Origin of the sequence: Subtercola boreus (assembly GCF_006716115.1) — a bacterium.
In the GTDB taxonomy this organism is placed as follows: domain Bacteria; phylum Actinomycetota; class Actinomycetes; order Actinomycetales; family Microbacteriaceae; genus Subtercola; species Subtercola boreus.
This window is the reverse complement of record NZ_VFOO01000001.1, coordinates 2,226,738-2,247,787: the sequence shown is the minus strand read 5'-3', so window position 1 is coordinate 2,247,787 and position 21,050 is coordinate 2,226,738. Positions and strand designations below refer to the sequence as shown.

The following is a 21,050-nucleotide window of genomic DNA, read 5'->3' as shown; positions in this document are numbered from 1 at the left end:
TGCCGGGCAGTCCTCCCGAAGTACGGCATCTCGTAAACTGGTGGGGATGCGACTTCTACTGATCAGACACGGCCAGACCATCGACAATCTGAACGGGGCCATCGGTGCCATCGTGCCGGGGCCTGGACTGACCGCCCTTGGGCAGAAGCAGGCTGCGGCGATTCCCGAAGCGCTGTCGGGCGAACGCCTGGCGGCCATCTACGTGTCGACGATGAAACGCACGCATGAGACCGCACTGCCGCTCGCGAACGAGCGGGGGCTCGTGGCGCAGCAGATCGACGGGCTCGAGGAGGTCACCTCAGGCGACCTCGAGCAGCGGAGCGACGAAGAGGCCATCGGAATCTACATGAGCACCATCTTCTCGTGGTGGACGAGCCTCGACGGGCGGATCCCGGGCGGCGAGGACGGCCACGAGTTCTACCGCCGCTACACGGCGGCCATCGAGACGATCGCTGCCGAGCATCCGGACTCCACTGTTGCGGTGTTCAGCCACGGCGCGGCGATCCGCGCGTGGAGCTCCTACGCCGCAGAGAACATCGACCCGGAGTTCAGCCGCAGCCATCCGCTCCACAACACCGCAGTCGTGGTGCTGGAGGGCTCACCCGCCGACGGCTGGGCGGCGACGTACTGGGCCGGCGAGCCGATGGGCGGCGCCGATCTCGAGGATGCAACCGCTCCGGACCCGACGGCCGACGCGCTCGGCGACTGAGGCCGGTCAGGACTGAGGCCGGTCAGGACTGAGGCCGGTCAGGCCTGACGTCGGTCAGAACTGGCGCCGGTCGGGCCTGAGGCCTAGTACCAGCCGGCTGACTGGCTGTGAGCCCAGGCGCCGCACGGCGTGCCGTAGCGACCCGCGATGTAGCCCAGTCCCCAGGTGATCTGCGTAGCCGGGTTGGTTGCCCAGTCGGCACCCGCACTGGCCATCTTGCTGCCGGGGAGGGCCTGCGGGATGCCCGTGGCGCCCGATCCGGCGTTGTAGGCGTTCACGCGCCATCCCGACTCTCGGTTCCAGAGGGAGACGAGGCAGGAGTACTGGTCGTCGCCCATGCCGCGGTCGGCGAGCATCGCCTTGGCGATGGCCTGGGCCGAACCGGGGTTCGGTGTCGCGGCGGCAGGAGCACCCGAACCTGACGATGACGAGGAAGACGAGGAGGAGGCTGCGGCATTCTGGGCGGCAGTCTTCGCAGCAAGGTCAGCGGCTGCCTTGGCGGCAGCAGCGGCCTTCTGCGCAGCAAGCACGGCCGGGTCGGTGGCGACGTAGTCGTCACGCTGGGCGACGATGGCTCCGGCCGACTGCCCGTCGAAGCTCTGGCCCACGGCCATCGCGTTCTGGGTGGGCGTGAAGGCGAACGAGGCGTTCTTCATGGTGGAGGCGTTTGCGAAGGGGATGGCGACCGTGCCGGCAAGGCCCAGTGCGCAACTCACGGCGAGGGCCTGCACAAGGCGGCGACGCACGTTTCCGTTCAGCAAACTCATCCAGTTGTCCTCTGTTTCGATCACGAATGCGTAACGACCCTACCTTGCCTTTCCGCACAACTCAATGCGCGGGGGGTCAGGGAGTGGTTGTGGGCGTGGGAGCGGCTGTCGGTACGGGCGTTGCCGTCGCCCCGCCGAGAGGGTCGGCAGTCGATCCCGGCAGGGCCTGCAGGTAGGTCAGAGTGCCGAGCTGGGCGCCGTACATCGACCGGATCACCATGGTGGTGCCGTCGAGCACCGCCGAGGAGGCGAGGTTCAGCCAGGTCACGACGCCTTCGCAGGAGCGGCCCAGGATCGCGAGCTTGCCGAACGAGACCGAACCGTCTTCTGCGAACCGCCAGGTCGTCGTGAAGTTGTTGCAGCCGTCGTTGCCCTCCACGGTGCCGTCGTCATTCATCGTCAGCCGCAGCAGGCGGTCGCGGCCCGGTTCCACGTTCGTCCAGAGACCGACGACCACGCTGGTGCCCCGAGCGACGGCCTTCTCGGTCATGACGCGCTTGTGCACCTTCGCCAGCTCGTCGCCATCGTGCCCCACCAGCGTGAGGTCGGTGCCGTCGAAGCGGGCGGAGGCGGAGTCGATCAGGAAGAGCGGGAGGTGCGTGCCGTCGCAGTAGATCTGCGTCTGCGGGCCGGAGGTGGTGGTGAGCACGCCCGCCGTGTCCATCGACCAGGTGCCGGCGGCGTCGTTGCAGCCGTCGGAGCCCGTCCACGTGCCGTCCCGCTCGAAGGCCAGGAAGGGCTGGTCGGGCGACGAGTAGGTGTCGGCGACGATCCAGGTGCCGGGGAGGGTACTGGTCGATGCGGGGGTGTACTGCGGAGCATCCGGAGCCGGCGGCGCGGCAGACGAACACCCTGCCAGCGCGAGGGCGACGATGCCCGCGGCCGCCACAGCGATCATTCGGATGGTCGGCACAGTTCTCTTTCGTTTCGGTCAGCTTCCACGATACTCAACCACGGCGCCGGATGGCCGGGCTTCCGTCACGTCGCGAGCGAGATCCCGAGCAGCAGCGCAAGCTGTACGACGGTCAGCGTATAGGAGATGTAGAACCCCGCGATCGCAAGGCCCACGCCGGAGGCCCCCGTGCGTGCGATCTGGCGGAGCGACAGGTGCGCGAACAGGATACCGATCGGCGACGCGAGGAAGGCGAAGAGAAAAGCCACCCCGGCGAAGAAGTTCGAGCCGAGGCGCGGGTCGGTGGCGGCGATCGCGCGCCGGGTCTGCCGGTAGCCGAGCACCGCGAGCGGCGCCAACACGGCGAGGCAGAGCACGAAGACGAGAACGGATGCGGCGGCGGGGGTCACGCAGAGACCCTAGCGGTTCGGGGTGAACGCCCGCCGCGACATCCGGTGCCCTGGAGCCCCCCGGTGCCCCCCGGTGCCCCACGGCCGCCCGGTGCCCTACAGGTCGAGCGTGTCGCCGGGGGTGAGCGGGAAGTACTCGCCGCCGCCCTGCTCGGTCGCCCACTGCAGGCGTTCGCCGCCGATGCCCTTGCCGGCCGCCGACAGCGTCATCTCGTGCGTCGGGAAGGCGCGCTTCGGGGCCACCTCGAGCACGAAGTCCATCGCGTCGCCGATCTTCAGCCACGGTGCGCCGATCGGTGCGGCGAGCACGTCGACGTCGACACCGGGCACCGTGTACGAGTCGCCCGGGTAGTACAGCGTGTCGTTGATGAGCACGCCGACGTTGTCGACGACCGGCAGCGTCTCGTGGATGACGGCGTGCTTCTCACCGAAGAACCGGAGTGTGAACGGTTCCACGGTGACCTCGTCGCCGGCCTTCACGACCGTGATGTCGAAGTCGGTTGCGGCCGCCGCGACGCCCGACGGCGCGAACACCGGGATGCCCGGGTTCAGCGAGAGGATCCGGTTCAGCTGGTCGGGGCTCCAGTGGTCGCCGTGCTCGTGGGTGATCACGATGGCCACGGTGTTCGACGCGTCGGCGAGCGGGGCGGTGAACCCGCCGGGATCGACGACCAGCCGTCGGCCGGACTTCTCGAGGACAAGGGTGGCGTGTTCCAGCTTCGTGAGTCTCATGATCCGTAGCCAACACCTCCGGCGGCGCCGCTGCAAGTCGGGGCGCGACGGCTGGCGCGTCGTCCGCGGATCGGCGGTACGGATGCCCGGGGTGGGCGATAATCGGGGGGTGTCCGAATCCCAGAGCCGGCGACTCGTGGTCGCGATCAACCCGACAGCGTCGTTCGGAAGCACGAGCGGCCTCGGCGCGCGCGTCGTGGAGGAACTGCGGCGCGACGGCCACGACATCACCGAGTTGCGGGCACAGAGCTTCGAGGAGCTGACGGTGGCGGCCCGCGCGGCGCTCGCCGATCATCCGGACGCCCTGATCGTCGTCGGCGGCGACGGAATGGTGAGCCTCGGCGTGAACCTCGTCGGCGGCACCGCAACGCCGCTCGGCATCGTGCCCACCGGAACCGGAAACGACTCGGCGCTGGGGCTCGGCATCCCCTTCGAGTTCGACGCCGCCCTGGCTGCGCTCCGAGCCGCGTTGACGCGGGAGCCGCGCACGATCGACCTCGGTTACCTCAGCCACGCGGGCGGCGAGCTCTGGTTCGCCTCCGCGCTCTCCGCCGGCTTCGACGCGCGGGTGAACGAGCGGGCGAACCGCATGAAACGCCCGCGCGGTGCCTCCCGCTACACGATCGCGCTGCTCGTGGAGCTGTTGCGGCTGCGCTCCCGGCGCTACACGCTCGTGGTGGACGGCGAGACGCGCACGGTCGACTCTGTGCTGCTGGCGGTCGCGAACAACCGCTCGATCGGCGGCGGAATGCTGATCGCTCCGGATGCCCAGCTCGACGACGGCCGGCTCGACCTGTTCATCGTGGCGCCGCTCTCGCGGTTCCGCTTCCTGAGGTTGTTCCCGAAGGTCTTCAAGGGGACGCACGCCGGACTGCCGGTCGTGTCGCTGTCGCGGGTCTCGTCCGTGACGGTCGCCGTCGACTCGGGCGACATCGTGGCGTACGCCGACGGCGAGCGGGTCGGGCCGCTCCCTGTGACGGTGTCGGTGCGCCCCGGCGCGCTGCGCGTGCTGGCGTAGCGCGTCGGCCCGCCCGCGACCCGACTCAGGGCCCGGCGGCGAGCGCGCGGGCGATGGTCTCGAAGTCGGCTTCGGGCACCGGGAACAGTCCCCTCCGGAACGGGTAGCCCCAGCGCGCCGGGTCGGCGATGAACGACAGCCCGCCGACCAGCGGCTTCGCGTCGGCCGGCGTGCAGGTGCGGAACCGCACCGCCAGCCGCCATGGCCGGAACTCCTCGCTCACGGTCACCTGGTACGGCTCGTCGCCTGTCACCTCGGCGATGGCCGTGAACTGCTGCACCGGATCCCCGCCACGGAGCTCGGTGCGGGGGGAATAGAAGATCATCCCGTCGCCCGGCGCCAACTGTCGAAGCCTCGTGTTCGCTCCATGATCGGCCTGCGTGAAGCCCTGCTGCACCGCGCTCAGCACATGGTCGAGGCTCACGGTGTTGATCCAGAACCGCGGCTCGCGCGGAGTGCCGCGGTCAGGCATGCGCGGCTACTCGGCCTTGTCGGGCGTGGCCAGAGCGGCGGCATCCCCGACCGAGTCGAGTTCGTCGGAGGCTGCGGCGTCGGCCGCGAGCTCCTTCCGGCGGAGGTACACCTGCGACCCGATGGCGACCGGGATGGCGAGCAGGGCGACCACGCGCATCCAGGGCCGGTTGAAGACGTTGCGCGTCGCGGCGTCGAGTGAGACGGGCCCGGGGCCGGCCTGGCTGAAGGCGGCCGCAGCGAGCGCGAGCACAGCGGGGTACTCGAGGCCTCCCTTGGTCGCGAAGAAGCCGTTGGGCACGTGCACGCTCGCGGCGACGCCCATCGTGGTCGCGGCGGCAGCGCCAGCGGCGGGGGTCGCGAGCCCAAGCGCGAGAGCGGCTCCCGCGCCTGCCTCGCCGAGGCCCGCCAGGACAGCGTTCCGTCGTCCCGGGCGGAAGCCCATCGAGTGCATGCCCTTGGCCGTTCCTTCGACTCCGCCGCCGCCGAACCAGCCGAAGAGTTTCTGCGAGCCATGAGCGACCAGGACGGCGCCGAGCCCGACGCGGAAGACGGTCTGGGCGATGACGGCGGCCGGGGTGGGGGAGGAGGTGGGCATACTTCACGCTACCGGATGCGCCCGGGCGTCAGGGCCGGTGGCCCTGCGCGGCAGCCAACTGGTAGCGGTGTTCCGGCCGTCCCGTGCTGCCGTACTTCAGCTGCACCACGATGAGGCGCTCTGTGGCGAGCGCGCCGAGGTAGCGCTGCGCTGTCGCACGCGAGACACCGATCCGTTCGGCGATCTCCGGAGCGGAGAGCTCCGTGCCCGATTCTGCGACGCAGGTCAGCACCGCCTGCTCGGTGGCGGTGCGCGCCCGCGCCTTCGTGCCCGGGCGCAGCAGCCCGAACAGCCGGTCGACGCCCCGCTGGTCGAGGGGGCGATCGGAGCTCGCGGCCTCGGCGTAGGCCGCGTACGAGAGCAGCAGCTCGCTGAGCAGCCGCCGCTCGAACGGCTTGATGAGGTAGCCGAAAGCTCCCGCGCGGATGGCCTGCCGCACCATCGAGGGGTCGTTCGCTGCGGTGATGGCGATGACGTCGGAGGGGATGCGCCTGATCAGTTCCATTCCGCTGCCGTCGGGCAGGTAGGCGTCGAGCAGCACGAGGTCGGGGGCGGTCGACTCGATCACCGAGAGGGCTCCGCGGGCGGTTCCCACGGTTCCGATCGAGCGGAACCCCGGGGTCTCGGCCACCAGGTGGGCGTGCAGGTCGGCGATGTGGAAGTCGTCGTCGATGACGAGCACGGTGAGGTCGGTCATTCGTCGTCCTTCGGTTGTGGATGCCCGGCGGGGTGTGGATGCGCGTCGGCGCCGTGCCCGTCGCCACGATGCCCGGCGGCACCGCTCAGCACCTCGACGAGCCGCGCGCAGAACACCGCGCCCGCGTCGGAGGAGTGCGCCGTGGCGAGCCAGACGTCACCCCCGTTCCGTCGGGCGAGGTCGCGGATGAGGGGCAGCCCCACGCCGAGGCCGTGCACCGGCCCGGCCCCTCCGTCGGCGACACCACCGGCGCCGCCGCCGCCGAGAGCACCGCCGCCGCCACCGTGACCTCGCTCGTGCGCCACCGGCTGGAAGAGCATCCGCACCGCATCGTCCCCGAGTCCGTCGCCGGAGTCGCTCACGACGAGGTGCAGGTCGCGCCCGTCGTCGAGCGCGTCGACCTGCACCCACCGGGGCTCGCGGGCCGAGAGCGCGGCGGCGGTGATGGCGTTGTCGACGAGGTTGCCGAGCACCGTGGTCGCTTTCTCGGGGCGCGACAGCGTCGAGCCGACCGCGGTCTCCGGGCCGATGCGGAGGCTGACGCCGCGTTCGGCGGCCTCGATCGCCTTCGCGCCCAGAAAGGCTCGGAGAAACGGCTCCGTCAGGAGGTCGGCATCGGCGAACGGACGGTCGGGGGAACCGCGATCCAGAACCGTGCTGAGGTAGTCGCGCGCATCGCCCGGCCGCCCCGCCTCGATCAGCCCCGAGATGACGTGCAGGCGGTTCGAGAACTCGTGCCGCTGCACCCGCAGCGCCCGCGACGACGCTTCGACGACTTCCAGGCGCTGGCTGAGCGACGCGAGGTCGGTCTCGTCGCGCACGACCACGACGACGCCGAGCGCGACCTCGGCGCGGCTGACCCGGGCCACGTCGAGGTAGAGCAGTCGATCGTCGACGGCGAGGCGGAGCTCTGTCGACTCGCCCTGCTGTTGCCCGGCATCGGTGGGAACGCGCCGTGGCCGCGTTCGGGAACCCGCCGGCGAAGCCGGCAGCTGCCTCGCGCGAACGGCCGCCCGCAGCTCCCCGGGCAGGTCGAGGTCGTCGAACGGGCGCCCGACGGCATCGGTCAGCTGCAGCAGAGTGGATGCCCGGCCGTTGCACACCGAGACGACACCGCCCGCGGTGATCCCCACCACGCCCTCGCCGATTCCGCTGATCACCGCAGACTGGTCGAGCACCATTCCTGCGAGCTCGGAGGGCTGGAGGCCCAGGGTCTGCCGGCGGAGTCTCCGGCTGAGCAGGATCGAGGCGGTGGCGCCGATGGCCAGCGCGATCGCCGCAGCCACGGCGATGGCCGTCACATCGGCGACGCTGGCGCGGAAGACGCTGTCCGCGCCGATTCCGACGCTCACCTCACCGACGATCCGGCCGTCTGCAGTGCGCACCGGCACCTTCGCCCGGGCCGAGTCGCCGAGCGTGCCGGCCTGCCACGACGTCGACTCCTCGCCCGCAAGGGCCGCACTCGGGTCGGTGCTGACCCGCTCGCCGAGCAGGAGTGGGTTGGGATGTGCCAGGCGGAGTCCCCGGTCATCCGTCACCACAACGAAGAGCGCGCCCGTGCGGAGCCGCACCGACTCGGCGATCGACTGCACGGCCCCGCGTTCGATGGTGGTGCGGTCGGGCATCCCGGGTTGCTGTGACTCGGTGTCGACGGCGGCGATGAGTTCGGCGTCCGAGGCGGTGCTGCGCGCGATGCCGAGCGCCGTCTGCTGCGCGTTGTCGCGGCTGGAGAGCGTGGCGATCACGCCGCAGGTCACCGTGATCAGCACGACCACAGCCACGACGACGCCCACCTGCACGAGCAGCATCTGCCGGGCGAAGGTGTGCCGGGCGAAAGGAGGCCGGCGTCGAAGGAATCGGGCCATCTCATGAGAATAATGCGCAGAACCATTCTTTTGACCACTTCTGCGCAGGAATGTGACAAAACGGTGGTCGTGCATCCGATCGGAAATAGTTTCAGATTCCCAACGACAAAGGAGTCACGGATGCTCGTCTTCCTCGGATTCGCCATGGTGATCGTCTTCATGGTGCTCATCATGACCAAACGGCTCACCCCAGCGGTCGCCCTCATCACCGTTCCCACCATCTTCGGCCTGTTCGCCGGCGCCGGCCTCGGTATCGGCGACATGGTGATGGACTCGCTCAAGGACCTCGCGCCTACCGTCGCGCTGCTGATGTTCGCCATCATCTACTTCGGGCTGATGATCGACGTCGGGCTCTTCGACCCGCTGGTGCGGGGCATCCAGAAGCTGGCCGGCGGCGACCCGGCCAAGATCGTCGTCGGCACGGCCGTGCTCGCCGGGGCCGTGTCGCTCGACGGCGACGGCTCGACGACCTTCATCATCACCACGGCGGCCATGCTGCCGCTCTACCTCAAGCTCGGCATGAGCCCCGTCGTGCTGACCTGCGTGGCGGGACTGGCGAACGGCACTCTGAACATCGTGCCGTGGGGAGGCCCGACCGCCCGCGCCGCAGCCGCGCTGGGCGTCTCGCCGACCGACATCTTCGTGCCGCTGGTGCCCTCCCTGATCGTCGGTCTGCTGATCGTGCTGGCGTTCGCCTGGTTCCTCGGCGTGGGGGAGCGCAACCGGCTCGCGGCGGTCGCGGCCTACGACGGCAACGGCAGCAAGCCTGCTGCCACACCCGGCAGCGGCCTCTTCGGCCGGGCCCGCGGGCTCCGGGGCCTCGCGGCGTTCGGCGGTGCGCAGGGCGGCAACGGCGGCGGCGCGGGCTCCGGCGTCGGCGTCACCTCCACCCTCACCGGTACCGTGAAGGTGCTGCAGGATGCCCCGGTGAACCTCACCGACACGATGCTCGACCCGAACCGAGCGACCCTCCGGCCGAAGCTGTTCTGGTTCAACCTCGCCCTGACCGGCGTCGTGCTGGTGCTCCTGGTGCTCGACCTGGTGCCCCTGGCCTACGTGTTCATGGTCGGCTCGGCCGTGGCCCTGATCGTCAACTTCCCGAAGCTGAAGCAGCAGTCCGACCGCATCGTCGCGCACGCCTCCAGCATCGTGGCCGTCATCTCGATGGTGCTGGCCGCTGCCGTGCTCATCGGCGTGCTGAGCGGAACCGGCATGGTCGACGCCATGGCCACCTGGCTCGTCTCGATCATCCCCTCCTCGATCGGCGGCTCGCTGGCCGTCATCACCGGCGTGCTCAGCATTCCGATGACCTTCTTCATGAGCAACGACGCGTTCTACTTCGGCATCCTGCCCGTGCTCACCGAGAGCGCCGCGAACTTCGGCATCTCGCCCGTCGAGATGGCCCGGGCATCCGTCGTCGGCCAGCCGGTGCACCTGCAGAGCCCGCTCGTGCCGGCCATCCTGCTGCTCGTCTCGCTCGCGAACGTGAACCTCGGCGACCACCACAAGAAGGTGCTCTGGCGGGCGGTCGTCGTGTCGCTGGCAATGCTGTTCGTCGGGGTGCTGTTCGCTGCGATCCCATGGTCGGCCTGATCGGCGCTGGCCTCGCTGGCGGTGTCCGGCCTCCTACGGCGTGACCTCGAGGTCGAAGGTCAGCACCTCGCCCGTGTCGGAGTCGGTCACGCTCACGCTCGTTCCGCCGACCGCGAGCGGTTGGATGCCCGGATTGAACGTCGCGCTGCCGTCATCCTTCCCGGCGACGAACTCCGCCACTTTCGGGTCGGAGACCGACCCCGTCCAGACGGTCACCTTCACATCCCCGCTCTCGAGCACCACCACGTTGTCGAGCGGAACCGTGACCGTCGATCCGTCGATCGACGCGAGGTCGGCGATGACCGGGGCGATGACGGCGTTGTTGCCGCCGGCGTTGCCGTTCCCGCCCTGGTCGCCGGTCTGCCCGCCCGTGCGGCCGTTGTCGCCGTCAGAACTGCCAGTGAACGTGCATCCGGTCACAGCAAGCCCGGCCACGGCGACGATCAGAGCGGTTCGGAGGAGTCTCGAATGGTGGATGCGCATGCCGACTCCCTCGCCGAACGGCGCCGAATTGGCAGCCACCCTGAACGTATGGCATACTCATTGAGTTGTCTATTCGGCCCCATCGTTTAGCGGCCTAGGACATCGCCCTCTCACGGCGGTAACACCGGTTCGAATCCGGTTGGGGTCACAACACGATTGAAAGCCCCCCGAGTTCCTGTACGTCACAGGCTCGGGGGCTTTTGTCACTCTACGTCGGCGCCATGTACTGCCTTTGCAGCATGCGACTTCTTAGCTTCGTCAAGCAGATTGATCAAAGAGATCTCTGAAACGAGAATCATTGCGAATCGTCGCGAAGGTCGGATCGGTCTGAGCGCTCTTCATCAGGTTGCTCCGTTGCGCAATGAGATCGAAGCGGCCGCGAATTCTTGATTCCAGGTATTCCTCTTCCTCAACCGATAACGTCGCATTCCATAGCTCAGCGTAAAAGCACGCAGCGTTGTAAGCGGTGTTCGGCGACGAGATGAGAAGAGCTTCTCGCAGCCATCTAGTCGTAGTCCTGTGGTCGGTTTTAGGGGGTTGTCCGATGTCGAAGGGTGATGGGCGTGCTTTCGCGTACATCAGTCCAGCTGCTGGACGCATTCTCACAGTGAGGGGGGTCGTCACGTTGAGTCGCGTCGTCAAGGCACGGCGCAAAGCTTTCGCCTCGTCCTGCGCTTCAACTATGAGTATGTTTTTCTCGTTGCCCGACGTCATCGACTGGAGATTCAGGCTCTGCACAAGTATGTTCAGCAACATCCTGCGGTATAGGTCTCGTTGACCGTGAGGAACATGCTTGTACCACTTTGGACCGATGCGCACTTTCTCGATCTGGGCCTTCAGCCATTCGCGGTAAGTCGACATGTCAGCCAGAGTGTGAGTTCCCTCATACCTATCAAACTGATAGATGACGTCTGCCGGTAGGTTGCCCGGGTCCAGATCCAGCGCCCTCGTCAGCAGCGCCTCCTGGATATCAGGCTTATCGAGGTAGTTGACACTGGCGACGTACTGGAGTCCTACGCTTTGCCAGTTTCGAGCACCGCCCAATCCTTCGAAACCCCGGTAGTCCTCCGCCAATGTCACGATGATTGCTGACGCGACGAATGCCAACAGATGGTCTGCCAGGGCGTTGGCCTGACCTACCGGGCGGTTTTCGTCTGGAGGCATGATTCGGTCTGCCGAGATGATGAATGCGGCACGAGCACGCGTATTTCTCGTCAGCAATACGGAAACGTCTGCATCCTTACCAATGTCCACAGTTACATGCCATGGTGTGGTCGTGAAAAGAGTATTGAGGATCCACATCACCACGTTGACAAACGCGTTCGCCGAAGGCACAGAGAGTGCCGTGTCTTTCAGTGCTGTGACGTCTGATCCAACCGGAGCTTCGAGACCTCTTGCGGGAGCGGCGCCGAGATCAGCAATCAGCGCCACGATGTGTGCACTCTCCGACGCGTCGGGTGCGCCCTCCGAGCTGACGTCTATTAGGAGCCTTAAGCGGCTTCCCATTGCTGTGGCAAAACAGAATGCCCCAACCACTCCGGCCACGAGCACGATCGACGCTGTTATGAAATTGGAGAGTCCAAGTGCAAGCGTGAACGTGATCGCGCTAGCGATCATGACTATGAGCCCAACGGTTCCGGCGAGTGTGCGGGTGACACGATCTTTCAGCCATCGAAGCGGAAGCTTTATCGCAAAAACCAGCAAACGAGCGAGGATCAGAAAAGCAAGAAGAGTCAAACTCGCTACGAGCAGGGGTTGTTGCGACGGCACTACGTACTGCAGAACGAATAAGTCCCAGGCGCTCTTGAACGCCAGGGGCTGGCTGTCTGAGGTTTGGTCGTGGCCCTGAAGCTGGCCGGAAGCAGCGAGCGCGCTCAAACGCTCGGCTTCGCACTGTGAATCGTCGTCGGATTGAGGGGGGTTTCCCCGTTCAGAGGCGGTCGGTGACGGAGTCGGAATTGAGCCACGGTATGACGCGATCAGAGCGAGGGCCAGATCTGGGCGGCCGGAGTCAGTCAGGGCCTGGGCTTGCGTACACACGTTGCTCGGGGAGACCTGGTTGGCTGGAATGGGTGAATATGCTGGCGGTAGTGGGGACGCGCTGGGTAGCTGGCTACTGATTTGGTCAACGGTTGGCAAAGCTCCAAAGCCTGAAGCTGAGCACCCGGCGATGGGCAGGACAAAAACCAATGCCATCAAGGTCATCGTGAAGCGTCTGCTCATTTCCCCGCCGACGATAGAGGCCACGTGTTTGCACTTCGAGCCGGGACGAGGCCCGATATTCTCTAGTGCGAGAATGTTGCCTTTGTCTTGGCGTCGCAACCCCCAGAAGGGGGAGTCCGAGACGACCTGACGAACAAGCCCGCTCATCGCCGAGCGAGCTTGCGCTGCCCGGCGGTGGAGAGCGAATGAGCCAGTCTCCCGATCCGGATCTGTGCCCGGCGATCGCGCACGGTGCGGTCAGCCTTCTCGGTGCGGTCAGCGCGCCCCGGATGCCGACACGGGCTGGGCGTGTCGATGTGCGCTGTCCGTCGCGCTGTTCTGATGCCGTCGGGTCGGGATGTCTGCTCGTGGGGCGTTGGCACTCAACGCCCCAGTGGTGCCGGCGCCGCCTGACGGCGCCTGACGTAGGAGTCGGCGACGATCGTGAGGATCGAGCCCCCGTCAGCCGTGTGGAGCTCACCCCGGGTCGTCACCAGGGCGCGCTCGGGGTGCGTTGCGACGACGGCCTCGACGGTGACGGATCCCTGCACGGTGACACCGGGGCGGAGGGGCGTCGTGAACTGGATGTCGTGGATCCTCCGCCCGGCAATGACCTCCCATTCCCGGTAGAGGTTCAGCACAGACAGCCGCTGGAAGATCGACAGGGAGTGGAGTCCGCTGCCGATGATCCCGCCGAAGTAACCGGCCTCAGCGACCTCGACGTCGATGTGGAAGAGCTGTGGATCCCACTGCTCGGCGAACTGGATGATCTCGGCCATCGAGGGGGTGTAGCTCCCGATGTCCGTGCGTTCTCCGATGGTGAGGTCTTCTGCCGTCAATCCGCGGGGCGTGGTCACGTCGTCGATTGGAATTCCTTTGCGAGGGCGGCGAACGTCTCGAGCTCGCGCGCGAGGTCCGGCCCGCCGGGCTGGTAGGTGACTTCTGTGACGCCGACATCGGCCAGGTCTTCGATGTGGCGGCGTATCTCGTCTGCGCTCCCCACCCAGGTTCCGGCGACGGCGACCTCCCGGGGCACGATGCCCTCATCGATGTCGTTCACCACGACGCCGTGCCCGGCGTGCACGAACAGGTGCCGTTCGCGCTCCGGGATGGCCTCGACGGCTTCGATCCACGCCTCGCCGTTGGGCAGGCCCAGCACGGCGTCCCGGCCCGACCAGGCGTAGGCGGCATGGTAGCCGAGCCCGGCGATCGGTCCGACCGCCTCGTGGATGCGGTCGGAGTCGAGGTCTTCGCCCGGTTCGAGTTCGGTGCCGAAGACGAGGCGCATGATCCAATCGAACTCCTGCGGGGCCGTCTGCACGAAGGTCGAGACGCCGTCGCCGTGCTCTCGTGCGACCGCAAGCCCTTTGGGTCCCTCTGCCCCCACGAGGACGGGAATGTGGATCGGCCGTTCCGGCCCCCAGCCGTCCGGGTGCTTCATCTGCAGCACATGACCGTTCCACTCGGCGACCTCCCCGCGGAGGAGTGCCTTGAGCGTTCCGAGGTAGTCGCCGATCTCGGCCCAGCGCATGGGTTTCTCGTCCAGCAGCCAGCGCGAGCTCGCGCCCGCTCCGACGCCGATGACGATGCGGCCGGGCGCCAGTTCGTAGGCCGTCGCCATCGCAGAGGCGGTGACAAGGGGGTGGCGCAGCGCCGGAGTCAGCATCCCGACGCCGAGATCGATCCGTTCTGTGAGCGACGCCGCCAGGGCGAGCGTCATCCACGGGTCGAGGTAGACGGCGGGGGAGTCGTAGATCCATGCTCCGTCGTAGCCGAGCTCTTCGGCCAGCCTGATGTCACCGGGAGTTGTTCGTGAGGGTCCGAATGCGCAGGAGATCTTCATGGTCACGCCTTTGTGTGATGAATGATGTGGCAGCCAGCTTCGACCTGAGAAGCGTTAAAGTCAACCAATTGGATGGTTGCTTACAACGATAGTGTCTTTACTCTTGAGGGCGGCGAAGGGTTTGTCGTAGTATCCAATCAAACGATCAGTTGGTTGTTTATCAGACGTGCATCGGGAAAGTTCTCTCCCCCGTCGCCCGAGCATCACGTTGGCAAAGGAGCCACAATGAAGTCCGGAATCTTTCAGTCGCCGTACATGCTCGCGCCGAACACGCCGCGCCGAAGCTTCGACTGGGCCGTCGATCAGGCCATCTTCGCCGACAAGGCAGGTTTTCACGAATACTGGATCGCTGAGCACTCCACCGTGACGCTGGAAGAGATCCCGAGCCCGGAGCTGGTCATTGCGGCGGCCGCGCGGGAGACCACGAACATCATGCTCGCCCCGGGCGCCCACCTGCTGCCGTACCACAACCCGGCGACGCTGGCCATCCAGACGGCCTTCCTCAGCAATGTGCTGCAGGGACGTTACATGCTCGGAATCGGGCCTGGTGCGTTCCCGAACGACGGACTCGTGCACGGCCACACCGACCTGTCTGAGAACGCGGCCATGCAGGAGGAGGCCATCGGAATCATGGAGCGCATCTGGGAGGCCAAGCCGTTTCAGTTCGAGGGCAAGTACTTCCGCGCCGGGTTCCCCGAGGACGAGCCCGCCGGATCGCTCCGGGACGTGCGCCCGTGGGGTGGCCACATCGACATCGCGATGACGAGCCTCAGCCCGAACTCGAAATCGGTCAAGTTGGCTGGTGCGCGAGGGTATTCGCCCATCTCTTTCTATGCGGGAGACGAGCTCCTGAAGAACCATTGGGAGACGTATGACACCTCCGCCCGCGAGGCCGGCCGCACAGCAGAACGCAGCAAGGTGCGCGTCTGCCGGGAGCTGTACATCGCCGACACCGACAAGGAGGCCCGTGAGCAGGCCCTGAACGGAACCCTGGCGAAGGTCTGGGCGGAGCGGATCCTGCCGATCTACCAGGCCGCCGGTCTCACCGAGTGGATCGTCAAGGGCCTCGATGTCGAGGCATCCGATGTCGACCTCGACTACCTCGTCGACAATGTCTGGCTCGTCGGCAGCCCCGAGACCGTCACCGAGAAGATCCAGAGCTTTGTCGACAACGTGGGCGGCATCGGCACTCTTCTCATCACCGACTACGACTACACCGCCGACCCCAGCCCGTGGCGCGAGTCGCTGGCACGCTTCGCCGCAGAAGTGACGCCGAAGATCGTCGACCCTGCATAGACGCAGGTCGGCGCACAGCAGCACAGCACAGCACAGCACTCCGCAAGACAACCCTGCACCACTCTCAATGAGGAGAATCCGATGAAAAAGAAAGCAGCGCTGTTCGCAGCCGCAGCGGTGACCGTGGCGCTGGCACTGAGCGGATGCTCGGATGACGGCGGCGGCACCAGCATCCTGCCCGGGGCAGCGAGCGCAGCCCCGACCGGTGACCCGATCCTGATCGGAATGGACCTCGACAAGACGGGGCCGGGCAGTTCGTACAACCCGCTGGCCGGCGCCGCCGTCGTGGCGGGTGTCGCCGAAGTCAACGCCAACGGAGGCATCCTCGGCCGGCCGGTGAAGCTGATCGAGGAGAGTACCGAGAGCGACCCCGCCAAGGGGCCGGCTGTCTACCAGTCGCTCATCGAGCAGGGGGCCGTCGGAATTCTGGGGCTCTCGACCGCATCGGTCGTGGCACAGGTCAAGCCGATCATCGAGCAGGCGAAGGTCGTCACCATCGCACCCGTCGCCGTGCTGCCGACGCTCACCGACCAGCCCGACGCCGACTACGTCTACACGCTGGTCAACCCTGTCACCGACTACGGCAGCGTCTTCTGCGGGGCCTTCGAGAAAGCCGGCATCAAGAAACTCGCCTACCTGCAGGATGACTCACCGGCCATCAAGTCCCTCGCCGGACCGCTGAAGGACGCTTTCGGAAAATGTGTGACCATCGTCGCCGACGAGGTCGCGCCTGTCGCCTCCACCGACCTCGTGGCCCAGGCCACCCGCATCAAGGACTCCGACCCCGACGCGATCTTCGTGCAGAGTGTCGGTGGCCAGTTCGAGGCGCTCGCCCATTCGGCGCTCTACCAGGCAATGCCCGATGTGCCCCGGTTCAGCCAGGGATCGTTCGGCAGCCAGAGTGATTCGTGGGCTCTCGCCACCCCCGGCGCGCTCGACGGCCTCGTGTTCATGCAACAGCTCGACCTGACGAATCCGCGAACCGAAGACCTGCAGGCGAAGCTCACCACAGCGCTCGGCTCGGACTTCACGATGAGCTATTTCGCTGCGCAGGGCTATGACGGCCTGATGGTGCTGCTCGATGCGATCAAGACCGCTGGCGGCACGGACGATCCTGCAGCCATCAAGGCCGCAATGGATGCCACCACCGACTACCAGCCGCACGTCGGCCAGGAGGGTTTCCGCATCTCATACACCCCGACCAAGCACGTCGGGGCAGACAGCCTCTGCGGTCTCGCTCTGTTCGACTTCGGTTCCGACAACACACCTGCTGGAAAATGGTCGACCTTCCAGCCGGCGTGCTGACGAACGGATCGTCGCCCACTCGTGGATCACGTTCAACTCTGGTACTCCGTTGTCGAGCAGGCCTGTTTCTTCGGCCTGCTCGGCCTCGCCTACATGCTCATTCTGGAAGGGGCCGGCTTCTTCAATTTCGCGATCGGCGCCTACGCCATGATCGGCGGTGTGGCGGCGGCCTCGTTCGCCAAGACGATGCACCTGCCGGTGTGGCTCGCGGTGGTCGCGGCGCTGGCGCTCGCGGGCCTGCTGGCCGCATTCACGGAGGTCGGGGTGGTCAGGCCGATCCAGCGCCGCTCGGGAGGTGCCAGACTGCCGGCCCTCGTGGCGGTGATCGCGATGCTCTTCGCCATCACCCAGACGGCGGGCCTGCTCTTCGGCCGCAAGCAGTTGCCGGGCCAGCAGCTGCTGGTGATCGATCCCCTCGAGGTCGCGGGCGCCTACGTCTCCGGCCCGATGATCATCACGATGGCGCTGACGGTGGTGTCGTTCGTCGGCGTCACCGTGTGGGTGCGGGTCACCGGAACGGGGCGGATGCTGAGGGCGGTCGGTGACAACCGGCCGGCAGCCCAACTGCTGGGACTGCCCACCGGCCGAGTGCGCATCACGGCTTTCGTGATCGCAGGCGTGATCGCCGCCTTCGCCGGGGTGTCGTACGCGGCCAAGGGAGGAGTCTCCTGGGACCGCGGCCTCGGCTGGGCGCTCCTCGGCTTTCTCGCTCTGGTGATCGGCGGATCGGGTTCGTGGTGGGCGCCGCTCCTGGGAGGCCTGATCCTCGCCCTGCTGCAGGTGTTCGTTCCGTTCTATCTGTCCGGCCAGTTCGCCGACTACGCCATTCTGGCGATCGCCTTGATCTTCTTCGCCTTCAGACCCCGGGGCCTGATAACCCGGCAGGTGAGAATATGAAGCCCAGAAAGCTCTCCCAGGGCTGGGGCGCCCTCGTCGTGGCCACCGTGCTCGCCATCGCACTCTTCGTCTGGGGCGGCGGATCCGACTACCGGCTCGGCGTGATCACGCTCGGCGTCAGCTACTCGCTGATCGCACTCGGCATGTACATGCCGCTGGCCTGGGGCGGATCGCTCTCCCTCGCCTACGGCGCCTATGCGGCGATCGGTGCCTACGGAACGGCGTACCTGGCTGCAAGCCTGGGACTTCCCGGCTGGTTGGGCTGGATCCTCGGCCCGATCGTCGCTGCTGCGCTGGCGATCGTGCTCGGACTGGTCACGTCCCGCCTGAGCTCCGACCACCTCGCGGCGGTCACGCTGCTCTTCGCGACGGCATTCCAGACCTGGCTGATCAGTTCTGACGCGCTGGGCGGCCCGAACGGCATCGGCGGAGTCCCGCCCCTGTCGGTGTTCGGCTGGAAGCCCTCCGCACTCGTGCTCACGATCGGCGGCGTCATCGTCGTGCTGGTGATCGGCTTCGCGATCGACAGGGTGCGCCGGAGCGACTTCGGAATCCTCGTGCGAGCGCTCGGCGAGACGCCGGTCGCCGTCGAGGGATCGGGTACTCGCGTGCCCCGCATCACTATCGTCATCCTGGCGCTCGGTGCGGCGATCGCATCGCTCGGCGGCGCGGCCTTCGCCACCTCCGTGCGGGGCATCACGCCGGAGACCTTCACGGTGCAGATCGTCTTCCTCGTGTTGTTCATGCCGCTCATCGGCGGGCTGGCCACGCCTTGGGGGGCGATCGTGGGTGCGGCGATCGTGGTCGAACTCACGGTGAACTCCTCCCTCTTCAGTGGCAACGGGTCCTTCGTGCTGTCGATCGCGGTTCTCGCCATCCTCGTGCTTGCACCCCAGGGCGTTCTGGGGTACTTCGCCAACGCACGGTCGTTGTTCGGCCGAATGCGCTCACTCTCGAGGAGGACACCGTGACAGAGCTCCTCGCCGGACGGAATCTGACCAAGCAGTACGGCGGGGTGAGGGCGGTCACGAACGTCGACATCTCCCTGGCTGCGGGGGAGGTCCTGGGCCTGGTCGGGCCGAATGGTGCAGGCAAGACCACCCTCGTCGACCTGATCTACGGAACCCAGGTCGCGAACAGTGGCACGCTCACCCTCAGCGGTCAGGATCTCTCGGGGCCTCCTTCGAAGCGTGCCAGGGCCGGGCTGGCACGCACCTACCAGCATCCACTGCTGGCGAGTTCGCTCACTGTGCGCGAGAACCTGGTCGTGGGAACGGCGGGCGTCAGGCACGCGACGATCTGGCAGATGGTCGCCGGGTTCTTCTCGGGAGTCGTCCGAGGCGGCAACTCCGAGGGGCGGGCCGAGGTCGAGGCTCTTGCTGCGGAGATCGGCCTGAACGGGCTCGATCGACCGGTGAAGGATCTCTCGCTCGGCGAGCAGCGACTCGTCGAAGTGGTGCGGGCCCTCGGCCAGAAGCCACTGGTGCTGATCCTCGACGAGCCCTTCGCCGGGGCGGACTCGAGCGGGATCGCCAGTATCGCTGAGGCCATCCGCATCGTGAAGAGCAGGGGCCACGCCGTCATTCTCATCGACCACAATGTCGACCTCGTCAGCGAGATCGTGGACAGGATCATTCTCATGCAGCAGGGCGAGGTCGTCTTCGACGGCAACCCGATCGAGTGTCTCGCGAGCCCGCAGATGAAGCTCGTCTACTTCGGGGAGGAGCATTCATGACAACGCAGGTTGCGGATCCCGGCCTGACTGTCAGCGGCCTGAGCGTGCAGTACGGAAAGGCCCAGGCGCTCCGGAACATCTCGTTCTCAGCGCCCCCGGGCACCGTGACGGCGATCGCCGGGCCGAACGGAGCGGGCAAGAGCAGCCTGCTGCTGGGGATCTACGGCAGTGTGCAGGCATCGGGTGAGGTCGGGCTCGGTGGCGTGGCGCTGGCCGGCGTCACCGCCCGGAAGCGCGCCCGGCAGATCGCCATCGTCCCCCAGGGGCGTCAGCTGTTCCCGAGCATGACCGTTCGCGAGAACCTGCAGATCATGGCCGACATGCTCTCGCTGGAGCGCACCGCCGTCGATCACGCGCTGGACCGCTTCCCTGTGCTCAGAACCCGGTCGAAGGCCCTGGCGGGCGTGATGAGCGGCGGCGAGCAGCAGATGATGGTGGTCGCCCGAGCGCTGATGGGCCGACCTGATGTACTGCTGCTGGATGAGACCATGACCGGCCTTGCCCCGCTCATCGTGACCCAGATCATCGATGTGGTGCGGGAGCTCGCGGCGAGCGGGGTGGCGATCGTCATGGCGGAGCCGTCGATCCGTTCCCTGCACCGGGTCATCGACCGCGGATACGTTCTCATCCGCGGCGAGATCGTCGGCTCGAGCGAATCGGGTACAGGACTCGACCTCCTGCTCGAGCAACACATGGGATTCAGTGCAGACACAGCGTCAGATTCACGAGCAGACAAAGGAACAGAGACCGAATGAGCGATCCCATCATCCACCAGACGCATCGCCTCGACGGGAAGGTCGCGATCGTGACCGGTGCGAGTCGCGGCATCGGTCTGGCCGTCGCCGTCAGACTCGTCTCGGAGGGAGCACGGGTGTGCATCACCGCGCGGAAAGCCGAGGCCCTCGAACTAGCCGCCGCAGACTTCCCAGCCGGTTCGGTGATCGCCGTGGCGGGCAAGGCCGACGACCCCGAGCACCGCGCCGCAGTTCTCGACACGGTCGCAACCGAATTCGGCGGCCTCGACATCCTGGTCAACAACGCGGGCATCAATCCGGTCTACGGCACGCTCCTGGAGCTCGACCTGGCGGCCGCGAGAAAGATCATGGAGGTGAACGTGCTCGGCAACCTCGCCTGGGCCCAGGATGTCGTACACCACCCTCGGCTCGGTTTCCGAGAGCGCTCCGGGGTCATCGTCAGCGTCTCGTCGGTGACCGGGCAGAATCCGTCACCCGGGATCGGTTTCTACGGCATCAGCAAAGCGGCGGTGGCGCACCTCACCCGCACTCTCGCTGTCGAGCTCGGCCCGGAGATCCGCGTGAACGCGGTGGCGCCTGCCGTGGTGAAGACGCGGTTCGCCGAAGCGCTCTATGAGGGCAGGGAAGCCGAGGTGGCGGCCGAGTACCCGCTCGGCCGCCTCGGGGAACCGGAGGACATCGCCTCGGCTGTGGCCTTCCTGGCCTCAGGCGACGCGAGCTGGATCACCGGCCAGGTTCTCAACCTCGATGGCGGCCTGCTGGTCGCCGGTGGGGTGGCCTGA

The 21,050-nt window shown here is 67.0% G+C and carries 22 protein-coding genes and 1 tRNA gene; 11 read left to right on the top strand and 12 right to left on the bottom strand.

All coding sequences use genetic code 11. The annotated features are described in order from the left end of the window. Positions 1–46: 46 nt before the first annotated feature. Positions 47–709 carry a histidine phosphatase family protein gene (locus tag FB464_RS10480; RefSeq protein ID WP_116413909.1) on the top strand — a complete coding sequence of 221 codons (663 nt, stop codon included), beginning with the start codon at positions 47–49 and terminating at the stop codon, positions 707–709. Positions 710–792: 83 nt separating this feature from the next. Here the strand turns inward: FB464_RS10480 and FB464_RS20230 are convergent, their stop codons facing one another. The 4 genes from FB464_RS20230 to FB464_RS10460 all read right to left on the bottom strand — a co-directional run bounded on the left by FB464_RS20230 (position 793) and on the right by FB464_RS10460 (position 3,510). Then, positions 793–1,476: an aggregation-promoting factor C-terminal-like domain-containing protein gene (locus FB464_RS20230; RefSeq protein WP_246093016.1), complete on the bottom strand. Its 684-nt coding sequence runs from the start codon at positions 1,474–1,476 to the stop codon at positions 793–795. 76 nt (positions 1,477–1,552) lie between these two features. After that, the gene (locus FB464_RS10470; protein WP_142206665.1) at positions 1,553–2,389 is read right to left on the bottom strand and encodes an META domain-containing protein; all 837 of its coding nucleotides are present in this window, start codon (positions 2,387–2,389) and stop codon (positions 1,553–1,555) included. A gap of 65 nt (positions 2,390–2,454) precedes the next feature. Then, positions 2,455–2,778: a DUF4190 domain-containing protein gene (locus FB464_RS10465; RefSeq protein ID WP_211327305.1), complete on the bottom strand. Its 324-nt coding sequence runs from the start codon at positions 2,776–2,778 to the stop codon at positions 2,455–2,457. Between the two features lie 96 nt (positions 2,779–2,874). Next, positions 2,875–3,510, bottom strand: coding sequence for an MBL fold metallo-hydrolase (locus tag FB464_RS10460; RefSeq protein ID WP_116413911.1), 636 nt, complete (start codon positions 3,508–3,510; stop codon positions 2,875–2,877). Positions 3,511–3,619: 109 nt separating this feature from the next. On the opposite strand from FB464_RS10460, the gene FB464_RS10455 reads away from it, so the two are divergent. Continuing rightward, positions 3,620–4,528 carry a diacylglycerol/lipid kinase family protein gene (locus FB464_RS10455; RefSeq protein WP_246093015.1) on the top strand — a complete coding sequence of 303 codons (909 nt, stop codon included), beginning with the start codon at positions 3,620–3,622 and terminating at the stop codon, positions 4,526–4,528. A gap of 25 nt (positions 4,529–4,553) precedes the next feature. On the opposite strand, the gene FB464_RS10450 is transcribed toward FB464_RS10455, so the two are convergent. Genes FB464_RS10450 through FB464_RS10435 form a run of 4 tightly spaced genes read right to left on the bottom strand, consistent with a single transcriptional unit; the run spans position 4,554 to position 8,159 of the window. Then, on the bottom strand, positions 4,554–5,000 hold the full coding sequence (locus tag FB464_RS10450; RefSeq protein WP_116413913.1) for an EVE domain-containing protein: 447 nt from the start codon (positions 4,998–5,000) through the stop codon (positions 4,554–4,556). A gap of 6 nt (positions 5,001–5,006) precedes the next feature. Next, on the bottom strand, positions 5,007–5,597 hold the full coding sequence (locus FB464_RS10445) for a DoxX family membrane protein (protein WP_116413914.1): 591 nt from the start codon (positions 5,595–5,597) through the stop codon (positions 5,007–5,009). A 28-nt stretch (positions 5,598–5,625) separates the two neighbouring features. Next, positions 5,626–6,294 carry a response regulator gene (locus tag FB464_RS10440; protein WP_116413915.1) on the bottom strand — a complete coding sequence of 223 codons (669 nt, stop codon included), beginning with the start codon at positions 6,292–6,294 and terminating at the stop codon, positions 5,626–5,628. Next, positions 6,291–8,159 carry a sensor histidine kinase gene (locus FB464_RS10435; protein WP_116413916.1) on the bottom strand — a complete coding sequence of 623 codons (1,869 nt, stop codon included), beginning with the start codon at positions 8,157–8,159 and terminating at the stop codon, positions 6,291–6,293. Before FB464_RS10435 ends, FB464_RS10440 begins: the two co-directional genes overlap by 4 nt. A gap of 120 nt (positions 8,160–8,279) precedes the next feature. Between FB464_RS10435 and FB464_RS10430 the strand changes: the two genes are divergently transcribed. Further along, complete coding sequence (locus tag FB464_RS10430) at positions 8,280–9,752, top strand: CitMHS family transporter (RefSeq protein ID WP_116413917.1); 1,473 nt, start codon at positions 8,280–8,282, stop codon at positions 9,750–9,752. Positions 9,753–9,785: 33 nt separating this feature from the next. Here FB464_RS10430 and FB464_RS10425 read toward each other — a convergent pair whose 3' ends face one another. Beyond that, positions 9,786–10,274 (bottom strand): hypothetical protein, encoded by a 489-nt coding sequence (locus FB464_RS10425; RefSeq protein ID WP_116413918.1) that lies wholly within the window; start codon positions 10,272–10,274, stop codon positions 9,786–9,788. Between the two features lie 36 nt (positions 10,275–10,310). Between FB464_RS10425 and FB464_RS10420 the strand changes: the two genes are divergently transcribed. Next, a tRNA-Glu gene (locus FB464_RS10420) sits at positions 10,311–10,383 on the top strand. A 110-nt stretch (positions 10,384–10,493) separates the two neighbouring features. Here FB464_RS10420 and FB464_RS10415 read toward each other — a convergent pair. The 3 genes from FB464_RS10415 to FB464_RS10405 form a co-directional block, all read right to left on the bottom strand. Next, positions 10,494–12,113 carry a hypothetical protein gene (locus tag FB464_RS10415; RefSeq protein ID WP_116413919.1) on the bottom strand — a complete coding sequence of 540 codons (1,620 nt, stop codon included), beginning with the start codon at positions 12,111–12,113 and terminating at the stop codon, positions 10,494–10,496. 707 nt (positions 12,114–12,820) lie between these two features. Further along, positions 12,821–13,294 carry a MaoC/PaaZ C-terminal domain-containing protein gene (locus tag FB464_RS10410; protein ID WP_211327307.1) on the bottom strand — a complete coding sequence of 158 codons (474 nt, stop codon included), beginning with the start codon at positions 13,292–13,294 and terminating at the stop codon, positions 12,821–12,823. Then, on the bottom strand, positions 13,291–14,280 hold the full coding sequence (locus FB464_RS10405; RefSeq protein ID WP_142206664.1) for an LLM class flavin-dependent oxidoreductase: 990 nt from the start codon (positions 14,278–14,280) through the stop codon (positions 13,291–13,293). Before FB464_RS10405 ends, FB464_RS10410 begins: the two co-directional genes overlap by 4 nt. Positions 14,281–14,505: 225 nt before the next feature. On the opposite strand from FB464_RS10405, the gene FB464_RS10400 reads away from it, so the two are divergent. From FB464_RS10400 to FB464_RS10370, 7 genes are all read left to right on the top strand, one after another. Next, on the top strand, positions 14,506–15,576 hold the full coding sequence (locus tag FB464_RS10400) for an LLM class flavin-dependent oxidoreductase (RefSeq protein ID WP_116413921.1): 1,071 nt from the start codon (positions 14,506–14,508) through the stop codon (positions 15,574–15,576). A gap of 81 nt (positions 15,577–15,657) precedes the next feature. Further along, positions 15,658–16,881 carry an ABC transporter substrate-binding protein gene (locus tag FB464_RS10395; RefSeq protein ID WP_116413922.1) on the top strand — a complete coding sequence of 408 codons (1,224 nt, stop codon included), beginning with the start codon at positions 15,658–15,660 and terminating at the stop codon, positions 16,879–16,881. Positions 16,882–16,902: 21 nt separating this feature from the next. Further along, complete coding sequence (locus FB464_RS10390; RefSeq protein WP_116413923.1) at positions 16,903–17,778, top strand: branched-chain amino acid ABC transporter permease; 876 nt, start codon at positions 16,903–16,905, stop codon at positions 17,776–17,778. Further along, positions 17,775–18,749 carry a branched-chain amino acid ABC transporter permease gene (locus tag FB464_RS10385; protein WP_116413924.1) on the top strand — a complete coding sequence of 325 codons (975 nt, stop codon included), beginning with the start codon at positions 17,775–17,777 and terminating at the stop codon, positions 18,747–18,749. The genes FB464_RS10390 and FB464_RS10385 overlap by 4 nt, the downstream gene beginning before the upstream one ends. After that, the gene (locus FB464_RS10380) at positions 18,746–19,513 is read left to right on the top strand and encodes an ABC transporter ATP-binding protein (RefSeq protein ID WP_116413925.1); all 768 of its coding nucleotides are present in this window, start codon (positions 18,746–18,748) and stop codon (positions 19,511–19,513) included. The genes FB464_RS10385 and FB464_RS10380 overlap by 4 nt, the downstream gene beginning before the upstream one ends. Continuing rightward, entirely contained in the window at positions 19,510–20,268 is a 759-nt protein-coding gene (locus tag FB464_RS10375; RefSeq protein ID WP_116413926.1) for an ABC transporter ATP-binding protein, read from the top strand. The genes FB464_RS10380 and FB464_RS10375 overlap by 4 nt, the downstream gene beginning before the upstream one ends. Further along, a complete protein-coding gene (locus tag FB464_RS10370; protein WP_116413927.1) occupies positions 20,265–21,050 on the top strand; it encodes an SDR family oxidoreductase in 786 nt (261 codons plus the stop codon). The genes FB464_RS10375 and FB464_RS10370 overlap by 4 nt, the downstream gene beginning before the upstream one ends.

Coding starts and splice junctions, on each gene's coding strand:
- FB464_RS10480 (WP_116413909.1), top strand. CDS start 47: ATGCGACTTCTACTGATCAGACACGGCCAGACCATCGACAATCTGAAC.
- FB464_RS20230 (WP_246093016.1), bottom strand. CDS start 1,476: ATGAGTTTGCTGAACGGAAACGTGCGTCGCCGCCTTGTGCAGGCCCTC.
- FB464_RS10460 (WP_116413911.1), bottom strand. CDS start 3,510: ATGAGACTCACGAAGCTGGAACACGCCACCCTTGTCCTCGAGAAGTCC.
- FB464_RS10450 (WP_116413913.1), bottom strand. CDS start 5,000: ATGCCTGACCGCGGCACTCCGCGCGAGCCGCGGTTCTGGATCAACACC.
- FB464_RS10445 (WP_116413914.1), bottom strand. CDS start 5,597: ATGCCCACCTCCTCCCCCACCCCGGCCGCCGTCATCGCCCAGACCGTC.
- FB464_RS10440 (WP_116413915.1), bottom strand. CDS start 6,294: ATGACCGACCTCACCGTGCTCGTCATCGACGACGACTTCCACATCGCC.
- FB464_RS10435 (WP_116413916.1), bottom strand. CDS start 8,159: ATGGCCCGATTCCTTCGACGCCGGCCTCCTTTCGCCCGGCACACCTTC.
- FB464_RS10430 (WP_116413917.1), top strand. CDS start 8,280: ATGCTCGTCTTCCTCGGATTCGCCATGGTGATCGTCTTCATGGTGCTC.
- FB464_RS10405 (WP_142206664.1), bottom strand. CDS start 14,280: ATGAAGATCTCCTGCGCATTCGGACCCTCACGAACAACTCCCGGTGAC.
- FB464_RS10400 (WP_116413921.1), top strand. CDS start 14,506: ATGAAGTCCGGAATCTTTCAGTCGCCGTACATGCTCGCGCCGAACACG.
- FB464_RS10395 (WP_116413922.1), top strand. CDS start 15,658: ATGAAAAAGAAAGCAGCGCTGTTCGCAGCCGCAGCGGTGACCGTGGCG.
- FB464_RS10385 (WP_116413924.1), top strand. CDS start 17,775: ATGAAGCCCAGAAAGCTCTCCCAGGGCTGGGGCGCCCTCGTCGTGGCC.
- FB464_RS10375 (WP_116413926.1), top strand. CDS start 19,510: ATGACAACGCAGGTTGCGGATCCCGGCCTGACTGTCAGCGGCCTGAGC.
- FB464_RS10370 (WP_116413927.1), top strand. CDS start 20,265: ATGAGCGATCCCATCATCCACCAGACGCATCGCCTCGACGGGAAGGTC.